14 protein-coding genes are annotated in these 15,860 nt (G+C 67.5%); 5 read left to right on the top strand and 9 right to left on the bottom strand.

Going from position 1 to position 15,860, the window contains the following annotated elements:
* Positions 1–2: 2 nt before the first annotated feature.
* The 7 genes from GSI01S_RS00925 to rplJ all read right to left on the bottom strand — a co-directional run bounded on the left by GSI01S_RS00925 (position 3) and on the right by rplJ (position 6,820).
* Positions 3–1,088: an MCE family protein gene (locus GSI01S_RS00925; RefSeq protein WP_006894403.1), complete on the bottom strand. Its 1,086-nt coding sequence runs from the start codon at positions 1,086–1,088 to the stop codon at positions 3–5.
* The gene (locus tag GSI01S_RS00920; protein ID WP_006894402.1) at positions 1,085–2,401 is read right to left on the bottom strand and encodes an MCE family protein; all 1,317 of its coding nucleotides are present in this window, start codon (positions 2,399–2,401) and stop codon (positions 1,085–1,087) included. The genes GSI01S_RS00925 and GSI01S_RS00920 overlap by 4 nt, the downstream gene beginning before the upstream one ends.
* 5 nt (positions 2,402–2,406) lie before the next feature.
* The gene (locus GSI01S_RS00915) at positions 2,407–3,279 is read right to left on the bottom strand and encodes an MlaE family ABC transporter permease (RefSeq protein ID WP_039866591.1); all 873 of its coding nucleotides are present in this window, start codon (positions 3,277–3,279) and stop codon (positions 2,407–2,409) included.
* 2 nt (positions 3,280–3,281) lie between these two features.
* Complete coding sequence (locus GSI01S_RS00910; protein ID WP_006894400.1) at positions 3,282–4,088, bottom strand: MlaE family ABC transporter permease; 807 nt, start codon at positions 4,086–4,088, stop codon at positions 3,282–3,284.
* Complete coding sequence (locus GSI01S_RS00905; protein WP_006894399.1) at positions 4,085–5,305, bottom strand: ABC transporter ATP-binding protein; 1,221 nt, start codon at positions 5,303–5,305, stop codon at positions 4,085–4,087. Before GSI01S_RS00905 ends, GSI01S_RS00910 begins: the two co-directional genes overlap by 4 nt.
* Positions 5,306–5,802: 497 nt before the next feature.
* On the bottom strand, positions 5,803–6,189 hold the full coding sequence (rplL, locus tag GSI01S_RS00900; protein ID WP_006894398.1) for a 50S ribosomal protein L7/L12: 387 nt from the start codon (positions 6,187–6,189) through the stop codon (positions 5,803–5,805).
* Between the two features lie 100 nt (positions 6,190–6,289).
* Entirely contained in the window at positions 6,290–6,820 is a 531-nt protein-coding gene (gene rplJ, locus GSI01S_RS00895; RefSeq protein WP_006894397.1) for a 50S ribosomal protein L10, read from the bottom strand.
* 317 nt (positions 6,821–7,137) lie between these two features.
* Here rplJ and GSI01S_RS00890 point away from each other — a divergent pair, with 317 nt between their 5' ends.
* On the top strand, positions 7,138–8,334 hold the full coding sequence (locus GSI01S_RS00890) for a glycoside hydrolase family 76 protein (protein WP_039866588.1): 1,197 nt from the start codon (positions 7,138–7,140) through the stop codon (positions 8,332–8,334).
* Positions 8,335–8,450: 116 nt separating this feature from the next.
* A complete protein-coding gene (locus GSI01S_RS00885; RefSeq protein WP_006894395.1) occupies positions 8,451–10,514 on the top strand; it encodes a CocE/NonD family hydrolase in 2,064 nt (687 codons plus the stop codon).
* Here GSI01S_RS00885 and GSI01S_RS00880 read toward each other — a convergent pair.
* Both GSI01S_RS00880 and GSI01S_RS00875 read right to left on the bottom strand, forming a co-directional pair.
* Positions 10,511–11,008, bottom strand: a complete 498-nt coding sequence (locus tag GSI01S_RS00880) for a TIGR04338 family metallohydrolase (RefSeq protein ID WP_039866641.1) — start codon at positions 11,006–11,008, stop codon at positions 10,511–10,513. The two genes, GSI01S_RS00885 and GSI01S_RS00880, sit on opposite strands and share 4 nt — an antisense overlap.
* A complete protein-coding gene (locus GSI01S_RS00875; RefSeq protein ID WP_006894391.1) occupies positions 11,002–11,835 on the bottom strand; it encodes a DUF2786 domain-containing protein in 834 nt (277 codons plus the stop codon). The genes GSI01S_RS00880 and GSI01S_RS00875 overlap by 7 nt, the downstream gene beginning before the upstream one ends.
* Positions 11,836–12,043: 208 nt before the next feature.
* On the opposite strand from GSI01S_RS00875, the gene GSI01S_RS00870 reads away from it, so the two are divergent.
* Genes GSI01S_RS00870 through GSI01S_RS00860 form a run of 3 tightly spaced genes read left to right on the top strand, consistent with a single transcriptional unit; the run spans position 12,044 to position 15,829 of the window.
* Entirely contained in the window at positions 12,044–13,468 is a 1,425-nt protein-coding gene (locus GSI01S_RS00870) for a CitMHS family transporter (RefSeq protein ID WP_006894390.1), read from the top strand.
* Between the two features lie 38 nt (positions 13,469–13,506).
* Positions 13,507–15,168, top strand: a complete 1,662-nt coding sequence (locus GSI01S_RS00865) for a sensor histidine kinase (RefSeq protein ID WP_006894388.1) — start codon at positions 13,507–13,509, stop codon at positions 15,166–15,168.
* The gene (locus GSI01S_RS00860) at positions 15,161–15,829 is read left to right on the top strand and encodes a response regulator (protein ID WP_039866639.1); all 669 of its coding nucleotides are present in this window, start codon (positions 15,161–15,163) and stop codon (positions 15,827–15,829) included. Before GSI01S_RS00865 ends, GSI01S_RS00860 begins: the two co-directional genes overlap by 8 nt.
* Positions 15,830–15,860: the final 31 nt, after the last annotated feature.

Here is a 15,860-nt window from a genome sequence, read left to right as displayed (position 1 = left end):
GCTCACCCCCCGGGCTTCATGTCGCGCCAGCATCGCGTGGCGGCGCTGGTGTAGAGGACGTGGTTGATGTTCGGCAGCGGCACCACCGGCTGCGTCAGCAGGGTGGACTTACCGTTGCCCGCGACGACGTCGATGCCGCACAGATAGAACTGGAACCAGGAGCCGAAGGTCGCGGCCCGGCCGATCTTCTGCAGCTTGACCGGAAGGTTGGTCAGCGCCTTCTCGATGTCGTCATCGCGCGAGTTCAGCTGGTCCGACAGCGACTTGATCCCCGCGATGTCGCCCTGGATGGCCGGTCGCGTCTTGCTCAGGATCGAACCGGTCACCGTGGTCAGGTTCGACACCGACGTGATCGCCGATCCCACCGACCCGCGCTGAGCCGCGAGCCCGGTGATGAGCTTCTCGGTGTTCACCAGGAGGCTGGTGAACTGGTCGTCGTTCCGGTTCACCGTGTTGAGCACCTTGGTCAGGTTGGTGATCATCTCTCCGATCACCTTGTCCTTGTCGGCCAGGGCGTTGGTGAGTCCAGCGGTGTCGCTGATCAGGTCGCCGATGGTGGTGTCCATGTCGCCCTGGAAGACCTTGATCATGGTCTCGGCGAGCTTGTTGATGTCCTCCGGGGTGATCTGCTTGAACAGCGGACGGAAGCCGTTGAACAGCTCGGTCAGGTTCACCGCGTCGTGCGTGCTCTGATGCGTGGGCGAGTTGGTGAAGGTGTATCCGGCGCCGACGGTGTCGTTCGCCGACCCGGGCCCCTTCTCCAGCGCCATGTAACGCAGTCCCGTCAGGTTGCGGTACCGGATGAACAGCTGGGTGCCCTTGGGCAGCCGATCACGGTCGGCGCTGAATCCGACGAGCGCCTTGTTGCGGTCGGTGATCTCCACGCTCTCGACCTGGCCGACGCGGACGCCCGCGATGCGCACATCGTCGCCGGGGTTCAGCATGGCCGCGTCGTCGAACACGGCTTTGAAGCTCGCCTTGCCGCCGGAGCCGGCGTTGGCGATGGTCAGACCGAGCATCGCGGTGGCGAAGATCGTGATGAGGGCGAAGATGATCAGCTTCACCAGGGGTGCGACGACGCCTCTCATTTGACGGTCACCTGCGCTCCCTGCAGCGATCCGGCACCGATGGAGGTGACCCACAGCGGCACCTGCTCCGGGCTCACACCCGACGACGCCCCGTAGAGCACCTGCATCTGGCGCTGGTAGTCGGTCTCCGACACGGTGCCGCTCGGCGTGCCGCTGAACTGCGGCTGAGGCAGATCCGGCCAGGTCTTGGGACCCGGGTTACGCGACGGCGGCTGGTACGAGCCGTCGGGAACACCGCCGCCGGGGTACTGCGGGAACGGGCGGCCGTTGGTTGCGGGCTCGTAGCAGCGGGCGGGCGGATCCACCCACAGCAGCCGGGGCTCGTCCTGGTTGGGCAGGTACCGGCCGCGCGGGTTCACGAACTGCAGGTTCACGTGGACGCCGGGGTTGGCGGTGCCCTTGCCGACGATCGGGCCCACCTTCGGGACGATCGTGGCGAAGTTGTGGAACATGCAGCCGAAGGTCGGCGACTGGCGCGCCGCAGCCTTCAGGAAGGGCTCGGAGTCGATGAACAGGTTCAGCATGTCCTTCTTGTTGGCCTTGAGGAACTTGGTCGTGTCCACCGCGGCCACGCTCAGCGTCTGGATGGTCGACCGAAGATCGCCCTGCCGCTCCACCACGGTGTTACCGGTGATGCGCAGGTTGTCGAGCGCGTCGATGATGTCCGGCACCGCTTCGGAGTAGGTCTGCGAGAACGACGCCAGTCCGCGGATGGTGCCCTGCAGATCGGTCATGTTCGCGTTGACCCGCGTGAAGATCGTGTTGAGCCGATCGACGATCTCGCCGATCTGGTGGCCCTTGCCGCCGATCGCCTGCGAGATCGCGCTCAGCGTCACGTTGAGGTCCTCCGGCGGGATCGCCTTGATGACCGGGAGCAGCGCGTCGAAGAGATCCTCGACCTCCTGCGAGTTGCCCTTCGGGTCGGTCAGGATCACCGATCCGTCCTTCAGCGTGCCGCCGTCCGAGCTCTCCGGGATTTGCAGAGCGATGTACCGCTCACCGAACAGTGTCTTCGGGAGCACCCGGGCCGTGGTGCCGTCGGGGAGATTGTGCATCTGGTCGGGATTGATGCCGAGTTCGACGTTGACCTTGCCGCCGGGCTCCACGTCCACATTGCGCACCGAGCCGACGACCACCCCGTTGGCCTTCACGTCGGCGTTCTTGACCAGCGAGTTGCCCGCGTTGTCCGTACGCAGCGTCACCGTCGAATAGTCGTCGAACGTCCCCCGGAACTTGAGCACCGAGACCGCCAGCAGACCGATGACGACGACGAAGAACAACAGGCCCAGGAGCCTGCGTTTGAGCGTCCCCACGTTTCCTAACCTCCCACTCGGATCGACGTGGTCGTACCCCAGATCGCCAGGCCCAGGAAGAAGTCCATCACCGCGATCAGCACCAGCGCCGTTCGCACGGCGTGACCGACGGCCACACCCACGCCGGCGGGCCCGCCGCTGGCGAAGTAGCCGTAGTAGCAGTGGATCATGATGATGACGAACGCGAATATCAGCACCTTGCCGAACGACCACAGGACGTCGACGGGTGGCAGGAACAGATTGAAGTAGTGGTCGTACGAACCGGTCGACTGACCGTTGAAGACCGTGTTCACCACGCGCGAGGCGAGGTAGGCGGCCATCAGGCCGAGCACGTACAGCGGGATCACGGCGATGAAGCCGGCGATGACCCGGGAGCTGACGAGGAATGGAATCGACGGCACCGCCATCACCTCGAGCGCGTCGATCTCCTCGGAGATCCGCATGGCGCCGAGCTGAGCGGTGAAGCCGCAGCCGACCGTCGCCGACAATGCGAGACCGGCCACCAGGGGTGCCACCTCACGGGTGTTCACGTACGCCGACAAGAAGCCGGTCAGTGCCTGCGAACCGATCTGGTCGAGGGCCGCGTAGCCCTGCATACCGACCACGACGCCGGTGAATCCCGACATCAGGACCATCACGCCGACCGTGCCGCCGATGACGGCCAGACCTCCCGAACCGAAGGCGACCTCGGCCAGCAGGCGCATCACCTCTCGGGTGTAGTGCACCAGGGTCCGCGGGATCCAAGCGAGCGTGCGCGCATAGAACGACATCTGCTCGCCGGCGCCGTCGAGGAGCTTGAGCGGACGCCCGAGCTGCTTGCGGGTCTCGTAGAGCAGGTACTCCGGCCGGCTCTTGGCGATCGTCACACCACGAGTCATCACTAACCTACCTTCGGCGGAACGATCTGCAGGAAGACCGCAGTAATGATCAGGTTGGCGAAGAACAGCAGCAGGAAGGTCACGACGACGGACTGGTTCACCGCGTCACCGACGCCCTTCGGGCCGCCCTTCGGATTGAGGCCCTTGTAGGCCGCGACCACACCCGCGATCACACCGAAGATCACTGCCTTCAGCGTCGAGATGTAGAGGTCGGGCAACTGAGCGAGCGCGCCGAACGAGGCGAGGTACGCACCCGGCGTACCGCCCTGCACGACCACGTTGAAGAAGTAGCCACCGCCGATGCCGACCACGGCGACGAGGCCGTTGAGCAGGACTGCGACGAGCACCATCGCCAGCACGCGCGGCACCACCAGCCGCTGGACCGGGTTGATGCCGAGCACCTCCATGGCGTCGATCTCCTCACGGATGGTCCGTGAGCCGAGATCGGCCGCGACCGCCGAGCCAGCGGCTCCCGCGACGAGCAGCGAGGTCACCAGCGGCGATCCCTGCTGCACGACGACGAGCACCGACGCCGCACCCGTGTACGACTCGGCGCCGAGCTGCTTGATCAGCGAGCCGGTCTGCAGCGAGACGATGGCGCCGAACGGAATCGCGATGAGCGCGGTCGGCAGAATCGTGACGCTGGCGATGAACCAGGCCTGCTGAATGAATTCGCGCAACTGGAAAGGCCGCACGAAAAGCTGGCGGGCGACGTCGACGAACAACTGGACGATATTGCCGGTTTGGGCAAGCGCGCCCTCACCGGCCTTCGCCAGTTTGTCGACGCCACGCGAGGTGGCACTCGTCATGCCTGGGTACTCCCCTGTCCATCAGACTGGTTGACGGCGGTCTCGATCGCAGCGGTATCGATCGGTTGCGTCTGAGCATCGTCAGCCGCGGTGGCGAGAACGTCGGTCGGACGTTCGATCACCTGGGTGTCAGCCTGGTCCTGCGCGGCCTGTACTGCCGCGGGGTCGCTGAAGTCGGTGTTGGCGAGGGCCACGAGCGTGGCAACGGACTCGGGGGACTGCGCGGCGCGCTCGTCCTCCTCGGCGATCGACGCGCGGATCGCGGCCTGAGCGTTCTCCGGCAGCGAGGGCAGCATGGCCAGCACGTTCGCGCGGTGGCGGATGGCCGCCTTGCGCACCGGCATGCCGGGGTTCGGCTGCACCTGCGCGATGATCTCAGAGAAGTCGTCCTTGGTGCCGCCGCCGGAGATACCCGCGGCCTGCATTGCCGCCTCCGCCGCCGCGACCGCCTCGTCCTTCTCCTCGGACATGCCGATGGGACCGAACCGGTCGCCGGAGAGGAACTGCTTGACCACCGGCTGCTCCGAGGTGAGCAGCTGCTCGCGCGGGCCGAACATGACGAGTTCCTTGCGGAACAGCATGCCGATGTTGTCCGGAATGGTGCGGGCGATGTTGATGTTGTGCGTGACGATGAGGATCGTGGCGTCGATCTCGGCGTTGATGTCGATCAGCAGCTGCGAGATGTATGCGGTTCGCACCGGGTCGAGACCCGAGTCCGGCTCGTCGCAGAGGATGATCTCCGGGTCCAGGACCAGTGCGCGGGCCAGGCCGGCGCGCTTGCGCATACCGCCCGAGATCTCACCGGGAAGCTTGCCCTCGGCGCCCGCGAGACCGACCAGCTCCACCTTCTCCATGACGATGCGGCGGATCTCGTCTTCCTTCTTCTTCGTGTGTTCACGAAGCGGGAAGGCGATGTTGTCGTAGAGCGTCATCGAGCCGAACAGGGCGCCGTCCTGGAACAGGACACCGAACAGCTTGCGGATCTCGTAGAGTTCCTTGGCGGAGCACTCGGTGATGTCGGTGCCGTCGATGATGACCGAGCCCTGCTCGGGATGCAGCAGGCCGATCAGCGTCTTGAGGAAGACCGATTTACCGGTACCGGACGGACCGAGCAGGGCGTTGACCTCTCCGGCGGGCAGCGTCAGCGAGACATCTCGCCAGATGTTCTGTGAGCCGAACGACTTCGTCAGTCCCTCGACCTTGACCTCAACACCCACAGTGTTCCTCCAGACCTTTCTAGGTACCACGTAGGTGAGGCGAGGCGCCTCGCTCCCCCTACAGAGTCTTCGCAGCCACCGACCTGGGACGGCTGTGGCTGCGGTCACTCTAACGCACCAGAGGTTCAAGTCACACTTCGGAGTCGGGAGCCGAACTCTGCTCCGAAGTTGCTGTACCCGCTAGTAACATCTTGGTGGCCTGAGAATACCCAAAGAAGCGGCGTGGTCCAAAGCGAACGCCGATCTGAAGCGAGATACCCGTCACACCAGCGGAAAGTGTGCCCAGCGGCCCCTCAGTGGCCCGCGATGCCGGCCCGGCCCCCGGCCCGCCTCGGGCGAAGACCGCCCGCCCTGGGGTCGTTCAGCGGCCGCTCCGGCGGCCACTTCGGCCGTCTCGACAACCGCCTGAGAGAACGACGAAAGCGGGGCCCGCAGGTATCCCTGCGAGCCCCGCCTCGGCGATCGCCTATGCGGCGATCTCGTGATCGTCGATCAGATCACTTGAGCGAGATCGAAGCGCCGGCCTCTTCGAGCTTGGCCTTGGCAGCCTCGGCGTCTTCCTTGCTGACCTTCTCCAGGAGAGCCTTCGGGGCACCCTCGACGAGATCCTTGGCCTCCTTCAGGCCCAGGCCCGAGACGACCTCGCGGACGACCTTGATGACCTGGATCTTCTTGTCGCCGGCCGACTCGAGAACGACGTCGAACTCGTCCTGCTCGGCAGCGGCCTCGGCAGCGGCGGCCGGAGCACCGGCGGCGGCGACGGCGACCGGAGCGGCAGCGGTGACCTCGAAGACCTCTTCGAACTTCTTCACGAAATCGCTGAGCTCCAGCAGGGTCAGTTCCTTGAACTGCTCGATGAGCTCGTCAGCGGTGAGCTTCGCCATGATGGCGTCCTTCCGTTAGATCCCCGCCGGAACGGGGGCGCCTGCGTCGCAGGCTGGTTCATGGGTGATCGGCCGGAGCCGAAGTGGAGAGGGCAGTGAGCTACGCGGCTTCGCCGCCGGCTTCCTGCTTCTCCTGCAGGGCCGCGGCGAGCCGCGCGACCTGCGATGCGGGCTGGGTGAACAGCCCTGCGGCCTTTGCCAAGTTGCCCTTCATGGCGCCCGCCAGCTTTGCCAGCAGGACCTCACGGGTCTCCAGGTCGGCGATCTGCTCGATCTCCGCCACGGACAGCGCACGGCCGTCCATGAAGCCGCCCTTGATGACCAGGTTCTTGTTGTCCTTGGCGAACGTCTTGATCGCCTTGGCGGCCACAACCGGCTCACCTTCGATGAAGGCGATCGCGGTCGGACCGGAGAACAGGTCGTCGAGACCCTCGAGGCCCGCCTCAGCAGCGGCGCGCTTGACGAGGGTGTTCTTGGCGACGGAGTAGGTAGCGCCTTCGCCGAGCGAGCGACGCAGCTCCTGGAGCTGCGGCACCGTCAGTCCGCGGTACTCCGTGATCACAGCAGCGGTGGAACCGTTGAACTGCTCGGTGATCTCTGCAACTGCAGAGACCTTGTCAGCCTTAGCCATACTTCGCCTCCTCTCGTGTCACATTCGTCGTGCCCCGGCGTACCGGGGCACCTCTGTCCAGAGAATGCGGTGGGAGGCGGGGGCGCTCGACGAGGGGTCCGCGAGAAATGAAAAACGCCCCGGGCAGGAGGCACGGGGCGCGCACAGCACGGCACGAAGGCCGTGAGATGGTCTCACCACGTTCATCCTGCGTGGGCCGCCGACTCGCATCGGGCCTTCGATCGGAAACACTTCCGACAACCAACGGTCTCTGGTTGAACTGACGCAAAGTGTCCGACCTCGTCGGACTCATTGCACCGGCTAATAGGCTAACCGGCATGAGCCCCGATTCCAAATCGGCCGAGGTGCAGGCACAGGACCGAGCCGCCGCCGCACAATCCGCGATCGCCGCTCGCCACCTGCGCCGGGTCGGCGGCTGGCTGCCGTTCACCCGCATCGGCCGGGTCGCCTGGCCGATGCCCGGACGACCGCTCTCGCGCGAGCGCCTGACAGCGTCATGGAACTACTGGTGGCAGGCCCATCTGGTGGACCTGCTCGTCGACGGCGCCGTCCACCGGGAGGACCGGCGCTGCGCCGACGACGCCGCGGCGCTGCTGCGCGGGATCTGGGTGCGGAACGTCGCGCACTGGACCAATGCCTACTACGACGACATGGCGTGGCTGGGCCTGGCTCTCGAACGCGCCGGTCGCCATCTGCACGACACCGCGGGCACATCGCACCGCCGGGCGCTGCACACGCTGCGGGACCGGATGCACGACGCGTGGTCACCCGAACTCGGCGGCGGAATCCCCTGGCGGACCACCGACTCGTTCTTCAACACCCCCGCCAACGGTCCGGCCGCGATTCTGCTGGCCCGCACCGGCCGACCCGACCGTGCCGTGGAGATGGCCGATTGGATCGAACGCGAACTGCGCCTGCCGTCGGGATTGATCGCCGACGGCGTGTGGTCCCGACCGGACGGCACGCGTGAGCTCGACTCAACGGTCTTCACCTACTGCCAGGGCGTCGCCCTCGGTGCCGAGACCGAGGCCTTTCGCCTCACCGGTTCACCCGTGCACCTGGACCGCATCGACCGGATCCTGCGAGCAGTCGGCGACCGCATGACCGTCGACGGTGTGATTCGCGGCGCCGGCGGCGGGGACGGCGGCCTCTTCGCCGGCATCCTCGCCCGCTATCTCGCACTGGTCGCGACAGACCTTCCCCGTGAGGCGGCGGGCGCCGGCGAACTGCGTTCAGCGGCGGCGGGACTGGTCCTCACCGCGGCACAGGCCGCGTGGGACAACCGCGCCACCGACCCGCAGGGACTGCCGGTCTTCGGACCGGACTGGCACAGGCCGGCGCGTCTGCCGGACGCGACCGGCGCCGCGGCGCAGAGGATCGGCGGCGCAGTCAAGTCGTCGAGCGTCCCCGAACGGGATCTCTCCGTTCAGATCTCGGCCGGAATCCTGCTCGAGGCGGCTGTCTCGGTCACGATCGGGTCAAGCGAGCACACCGGTTCGGCAACCCCGGATTAACGATCTGGCTGTGCATCGTTTTAGATTAGGGAGGACGCCCGCGTGACTCACGCCACACCGATGCGCTCGGGCCGACTCCAGCCCGCACTGTGACGAATGCAAAGGGGGACGTGAGAATGACGCTTCAGTACGACCTGGGCGGCCTGGCCGACGGGCAGAGCGGATTCGCAGTCCCGCAGGAACGTCCGGCTCTGATCCCGGCACCCGACTACCGCGATGCCGCCGGCGGAGTCGCCGGCCTCGAATGGCGTCGAGCCGTCGACGGGCCGAAGCCCTATCCGCGCGTTCACATCGACCGCAGCATTCGTCTCACCATGAGCGACGGGGTCACCCTGCGCGCCACGCTCGTCCGGCCGGCGAATCGGTTCGGTCAGCCGATCCGCACTCCCCTGCCGGCGATCCTCAACATGAATCCCTATAACCGGGCAGTGCTGGACGGGCTCGACCACGCACTGCACGCTCCCGTGATCGGCAAGACCGTCCAGACCGCCAGCGCGATGATGGTCGCCGACGAGGGGCCGCTCGCCGGCGCCACGCGCATCACGCGCACCTTCTCCAAAGGGCTGTGGGACGTCTTCGGCATCAACCGGAATCTGGTGCGCGCCGGGTACGTACAGGTCCTGGTGGACGTCCGGGGCACCGGAACCTCGCACGGCAAATGGCAGATCCTCGGCTCCCGCGAACAGCAGGACAGCCTCGAGGTGATCGACTGGATCAGCGCTCAGGACTGGTACGCCGACGGCGTCGGGATGACCGGATGGTCGTATTCGGCCATCAACTCCCTGCAGACGGCGGGACACCGCCCCGAGGAACTCAAAGCCGTCTTCGCCGTCGAGGGCAGCGAGGACGTGGTCCGCGACATCTACATCACCGGCGGTATGCCGTCGGCCTTCATCCCGCTGTGGCTGGCACTGGTCAACGGGCTCAAGTGGCTGCCGAACCCGGCCACCGCCGTCGCCGACGTGCTGCGCGGCGACGCGTACCGGTGGCTGTCGGCGCGCGTGAAGTCTCCGGCCACGGAGATGCCGTCGCTGATGTGGGGCTTCCTGACCGCTCGAGACGACCGGATCTTCGACGATCCGTACTTCGCCGAGCGCGATCCCGCGATCGAGAACATCGTGTGTCCCACGTTCACGGTCGGCGGCTGGCACGATCTCTTCGGCCGCAGTGCCACGCGCGTCTACTCCAAGCTGCAGATGGAGCCCGGACGCAAGCAGGCGCTCATCGCCGACGGCTACCACCTCGACCCGGGGTTCGGTCACGAGCGCCCGTTCGCACCGCCCCGCCTCGACGTCCTCCAGCGGGCGTGGTTCGACCGCTGGCTCAAGGGCGTCGAGAACGGAGTCGACGCCTACGGACCGGTGACCCTGGAACAGCAGGGCGGCGCGTGGTCGTGCGGACCGTCGTTCCCCCGGCAGGAGGTGGCACCGCGGCGCCTGTTCCTGACCGAGGGGCCCACCGGAACCGCACTGCACGCGCAACACGACGGCACGCTGCGCAGTTCACCGGCCTCCCGGCGCCGCTCCCTGCGGATCCGGCCGAGCCTGCGCGGATTCGTCTCCCGCGATCTCGCGCAGGTGACCGCGGGCGCCGCCATCGTGCTCGGCGACAGCTTCGCGACCGATGCCCGCTTCCAGGAGGAGGCGGCCCTGTCGTTCACCAGCGAGCCGGTCGACCGGCCGACGCAGGTCTCCGGCGAGATGAATCTGCGTCTGAACGTCTCCACGACGGCGCACGAGGGGATCTGGGCCGTGACGGTCAACGACGTCGCACCCGACGGGACGTCGACCGTGCTGACCAACGGCGCACTCACGGCCTCCAACCGCGCGCTCGACCCGTCGCGGTCCACCTACACCGACGACGGCGTGCTGCTCGACGCGTACCACTACCTGACGCGGTCACGCCGGCTGCCCGTTCCCGCGGACGAGCCGGTCCGCATCGACGTCGACCTCGTGCCCACGGACGCGGTCCTGGCCCCGGGCCACCGGCTGCGGGTGGACGTGTACGCGGCGAGCCTGCCGCGCTATCTGACGATCGTCCCCGACCTGATCAAGGCCCGCGGGCGCCGTCAGCAGCTGGTCCTGGACCCGGCGAAGCCCAGCTACCTGACCTTCCAGACCGACGGCGAGCTCGGTGCCGCCCCGGTGCCGATCGTCGCCGCGACCGCGCAGCGGGGTTAGCGCGCCGACAGTCCGCTGTCGCCGAAGACGACGCGGTAGACCAACGCTGCCTCGGGCCCGAGGACCCGCTCGACGAGCCCGATCAGAGCTCCGACGAACGCCGGACCATGGGCCGGAGCGCCCACCTCGTCCAAGTGATGCGCCAACTCGTGCAGGACGACGAGTTCCCGCAGTGCCCAGCGACCGCCGGCCGAGTCCGGGACGGCGATGGTCGCGGTCGCCCGCTCGTAGTGCGCGGCACGTTCGCCTCGTCTCGTCCGAACCCGGACCGGGACGATCGCCCGAGTGAACTCCGCCCGAACCGACGGCAGGGCCAGAACGCGCCGGGCGTACGCGGAGACGTCGTCCACCGAACCGAACCTCGCCTCCGCGGGCAACGTCAGTTCGGTGCCGGCGAGCTGCACCGTATGCGCGCCGCCCGCCCGCTCGAACATCCGCAACACCAGGCGCTCAGCGTCGTACAGCCGTCGGCGCGTCTGGTCGCGGCTCACGATTCGAGCGCGCCGCGCGGCGCACCGAACTCCCGGTCGGCGCCGATGCGCGCGCGCCGGCCGGCACGGTCGCCGGCCTGGCGCGCGGCCGAAGAGTACCCGGCCGTGGCACTGCTCGCACGCCACGTTCCGCGGGCCTTCGATTCGGAGCGGTAGAAGTCCTTGATCTCCAATTGTTTGTCCCGCAGCGCGACCGCCGAGGAGACCGAGCGCGCCGGGCCGCTCTCGGTCTCGATGCGCACCGTCTCCCGCTGCTGTTCGTCGCGCGCCGCGCGGAGCCGGGTGCCGATCCGTGCCGCGAACGCCGATTGGAAGTTGAGCCGGGCGGTGATCGGCGAGAGCGCCTTCTCCTCGACCACACGTCGACGGCGGTAGCCCGCGGTCTTGGTGACCATCTGCCTGGCAGTCTCCCCCTTGTACGCCCCCGACTTCAGGTACGCATCGCTCGCGGCCACCATCTGAATCACCAGCGACGTGTACAGCGCCTCGCAGGCGTCGATGTCGGTCTCGAAGCCGTAAGCGATCACGAAGGTGGAATTGGACGCCACGTCGCATGTCACATCATTGGCCTGTGCGATCTGCACGAACAACTGCACGTATGTCCGCAGTCCCCGCTTGCCCGCCTTGCCGATCTCGATCTGCCGGGTGATCGGCGCGGCGGCCTTCCTGGCTGCGGGATCGTGCGCCCGGGCCATCGCGAGATCGATCGAGGCCGCCGTCGCGAGCCGCTGAGCGGCCGCCATGAACGCCTCCGCCTCGTGCTCGTTGTCCGTGCCCTCCGCCTGCCGCAGGAGACCGCCGATCCGGGTGAGCAGTTTGTCGTCGCGCATGAGTCACAGGCTATCGGGGCACCGTGACGTCTCCCAGGCCGCTGTCCACAGGCCCACGCGTTAGACGCCGGCGCTGTACGGGCCCTGCGCACAATGCGCGAAAGGCGACTAACGCACACAACCTCGACTGTGATTCACGTTACGACCAGAGTGCTCAAGTGGCGGGTCACACGACCTTCCGGAACTTCACGGCACGAAGGAGCACGCAATGTTGGTAGCGCTCGGGTTGGCGATGGTCGCCACCTTCATGTTCCTGATCATCACCAAACGCGCGACACCGGTGGTCGCGCTCATTCTCGTCCCGGTCGCGTTCGCCCTGTTCGCCGGTGCCGGACTCGGGGTCAGCGACATGATCAAGGACGGCATCGCCGACCTCGCCCCCACCGCCGCGATGCTGTTCTTCGCGATCATCTTCTTCGGACTCATGATCGACGTCGGGCTCTTCGACCCCATCGTGCGCTTCATCGTCCGACTGGTACGCAACGATCCCGCTCGCCTGGTGGTCGGCACGGCGGCTCTCGCAGCCGTCGTCTCCCTCGACGGTGACGGATCGACGACGTTCATCATCACCACCGCCGCGCTGCTCCCGCTGTACTTGAAGCTCGGCGTCTCCCCGGTCGTGCTCACCGTGGTCGCCGGTCTCGCGAACGGCACGATGAACATCCTGCCTTGGGGCGGCCCCACCGCCCGCGCCGCGACCGCCCTCAAGATCGATACGAACGCGGTGTTCCTGCCGATGCTTCCGGCGCTGGCGGCGGGCATGCTGGTGGTCTTCGCGTTCGCATTCCACCTCGGTGTGCTGGAGCGCCGCCGCATCGGGCGGATCGAGATCCGGGAATCGGTGCTCGCCTCATCGCGCGGGGCCGGACGCGACGACATGCCTACCGGCGGCTCTGCCTCGATCACCGCCGCCGAAGCTGTCGGAACGCCGGCAGCCGATTCCTCGTGGGGTTCGGACGACGCGAACGACGGAGACTCGGCGCTCACCGGCGTCCTCGATCCCACCCGGACCACTCTTCGTCCCAAGCTGTTCTGGGTCAACGCGGCGCTGACGGTGGCGCTGCTGGCCGTGCTCGGCGCCGACATCATCGCGATCCCGGTTCTCTTCATGATCGCGGCCGCGATCGCCCTCGCAGTGAACTTCCCGCATCTGAAGGATCAGCAGGAGGCGATCACCCGGCACAGTTCGAGCATCGTCTCGGTAGTCGCCATGGTGCTGACGGCCGCCGTGCTCACCGGCGTGTTCAGCGGCACCGGAATGGTCGACGCGATCGCTCGGTGGCTCGCGGACGGCATCCCCTCCTGGATGGGACCGCATATGGCCGTGGTGATCGGCGTCCTGTCGATCCCGCTCACCTTCCTGATGAGCAACGATGCGTTCTACTTCGGCGTGCTGCCGGTTCTGTCGAAGACCGCGGCCGAATACGGCATCGATCCGACCGAGATGGCTCGGGCGTCGATCACCGGCCAGCCCTTCCACATGCAGAGCCCGCTGGTCCCGGCGATCCTGCTGCTGGTCGCTCTCGCCGGAGTGAGCCTCGCCGACCATCACAAGCAGGTCCTCTGGCGCGCCGCACTGGTCTCGCTCGCGATGCTCGTCGTCGGCGGATTGATCGGCGCGATCCCGCTGTGACCCGGTGGCACGCGGTATCGCGACACTAGGCTGTCGCCATGCGGTTGCGAACTCAGGTGCTGCTGCTGCAGTTGGTCGTCATCGCGGTCAGCCTCGGCGTCGGCTTCGGCGCGGTGATCTCCGGGGCCGACGACCGGGTTCGCGAAGAGTACGGGCAGCGGGCGCTCGCGATCGCCGAGACCGTCGCCGTCGACCCCGACGTGGTCGCCGGCGTCGGCAGCCACCAGGGCACGTCGCTGCCGGCGACAGACTTGGTCGACGGACCGGTCCAGCGCCAGGCAGAAGCGGTCCGTCGCGCGACCTCCGCACTGTTCATCGTGATCGCGAACGCCGACGGCGTGCGATTGGCCCATCCTGACCCTGTGGAGCTGGGCAAGCACGTCTCCACCGACGCCGACCGCGTTCTGAGCGGCAAGACTGACCTGACGACCGACCGCGGCACGCTCGGCGAATCCGTCCGCGGCAAGGTGCCCATCCGTGGCGCCGGCGGACAGGTGATCGGATTGGTGAGCGTGGGCGTCTCCACCGGTCAACTCGCCGGCGAGTCCCGCCGCGACATCCTGACCACCGTCTGGATCGCGCTCGGCGCCATGGCGATCGGCACAATCGGATCGATCCTTCTCGCTCGGCGCTGGCAGCGCCTCACCCTCGGATTGCAGCCCGACCAACTCGCCGAACTCGTCCGGAACCAGGGTGCCGTACTCCACTCCTTGTCGGACGGCGTGCTGGCCGTCGACGCGACCGGCGTGGTGCGTGTGGCCAACGAGACCGCATGCGAACTCCTGTCCCTCCACCACCCGGTGGGGCGCCCGGTCGACGGCATCGGCCTCACGCCGCGGGTTCGCCGAGTCGTGTCCACTCCGACGCCAGATCCCATCGCCGCCACTGTCGGCGACCGGATCGTCCTGGTCTCGTCGCACCGCATCATCACCGAAGGGCAGGACCTCGGCACGGTGGTGTCGGTGATCGACCGCACCGACTTCGAAGCACTGGCGCGCGAGAACGACTCCATCCAGGTGATGAGCACTGCTCTCCGCGCCCAGCGACACGAGACCGCGAATCGGATGCACGTGCTCGCCGGACTCCTGCGGCACGGGCATGTCGACGACGCCCTCGACTATCTCGACGAACTGACCGGAACCGGCGCGAGCGGCGGACTCGACGGCATCGAGAACGTCACCGAACCCCACCTCCACGCGTTCCTCGAGGCGAAGGCGGCGCACGCCCGCGAACACGGCGTCTCCCTCCGTCTCGGCGACCAGACCTGGGTCACCGGAAGCCTGACCGATCCGGTCACCGTCACCGCCGTGGTCGGAAACCTGCTCGACAACGCCATCGAGGCGGCCGCGGGCTCAACCGACGCTGAGGTGGAGGTCGAGATACTCACCGACTCGTACGACGGCCCCGGCGAGGTGCTGTGGGTGACCGTCGCCGACTCCGGCGCGGGCATCCCCTTCTCCGATCCCGAGCAGATCTTCGCCGAAGGGATCACCACCAAGACAGGCGCGGTCCCTGGCGGCCGCGGGATGGGGATGTCGATCGTGCGACAGTTGGCGCGACGGATCGGCGGCGAAGTGCGCGTCGCGGACCCTGGAGGCCGCGAATCAGGTCACGGCGCGGTGCTGGTGGCCGGCCTTCCCGGCGTGATCGCGACCGAGCAGACCACAGAGCAGACAGCGGAGGATGAATCTGATGACTGAGACCGACTACGGGGTGCTCGTGGTCGACGACGACTTCCGGGTCGCCGCCCTGCACTCCGCGATCGTCGCCGCGGTGCAGGGCTTCCGCGTGGTCGCTCGCGCGGGCTCCATCGCGGCGGCGCGTACGGCACTGGCCGACCACCCCGAGATCGAACTGGTGCTGCTCGACGTGTACCTGCCGGACGGCTCGGGGATCGACCTGATCGGCGAACTCGATCGCGACTGCTTCGTCGTCGGCGCGGAGACCGATTCAGCCGCTGTCCGGTCGGCGATGCGCGCCGGCGCGCTGAGCTACCTGATCAAGCCCTTCGCCGACGCCGACCTCGCGCGCCGCCTCGCCGGATACATCCAGTACCGCCGTGTACTGGACTCCGCGGACGTCGATCAGTCTGCCGTCGACTCAGCGCTCGGAGCGCTGCGCTTCGGGAAGCCTGCCACCGCCAAGCGCAACGACAACCCCTCACCGACCGAGCAGCGCATACTCGACCTGTTCGGCCCGGACTCGGTGCTCTTCGCCGACGACGTGTCGGCCCGAGTGGGAGTCTCCGCGGCGACCGCTCGGCGCCATCTCGCAGCCCTGGTCGACTGCGGCGCGCTCCGGATGTCACTGCAATACGGCGGAACCGGCCGTCCGCGTCAGGAGTATCGCCGCGCCCGATGACGAGAAAAGGGGGCACCGCCGATCGGCGGTG

Origin of the sequence: Gordonia sihwensis NBRC 108236 (assembly GCF_000333035.1) — a bacterium.
GTDB classification, from domain to species: Bacteria; Actinomycetota; Actinomycetes; order Mycobacteriales; family Mycobacteriaceae; genus Gordonia; species Gordonia sihwensis.
Note: the sequence above shows the minus strand (reverse complement) of the source record. Positions and strands in the feature narration are given on the sequence as shown.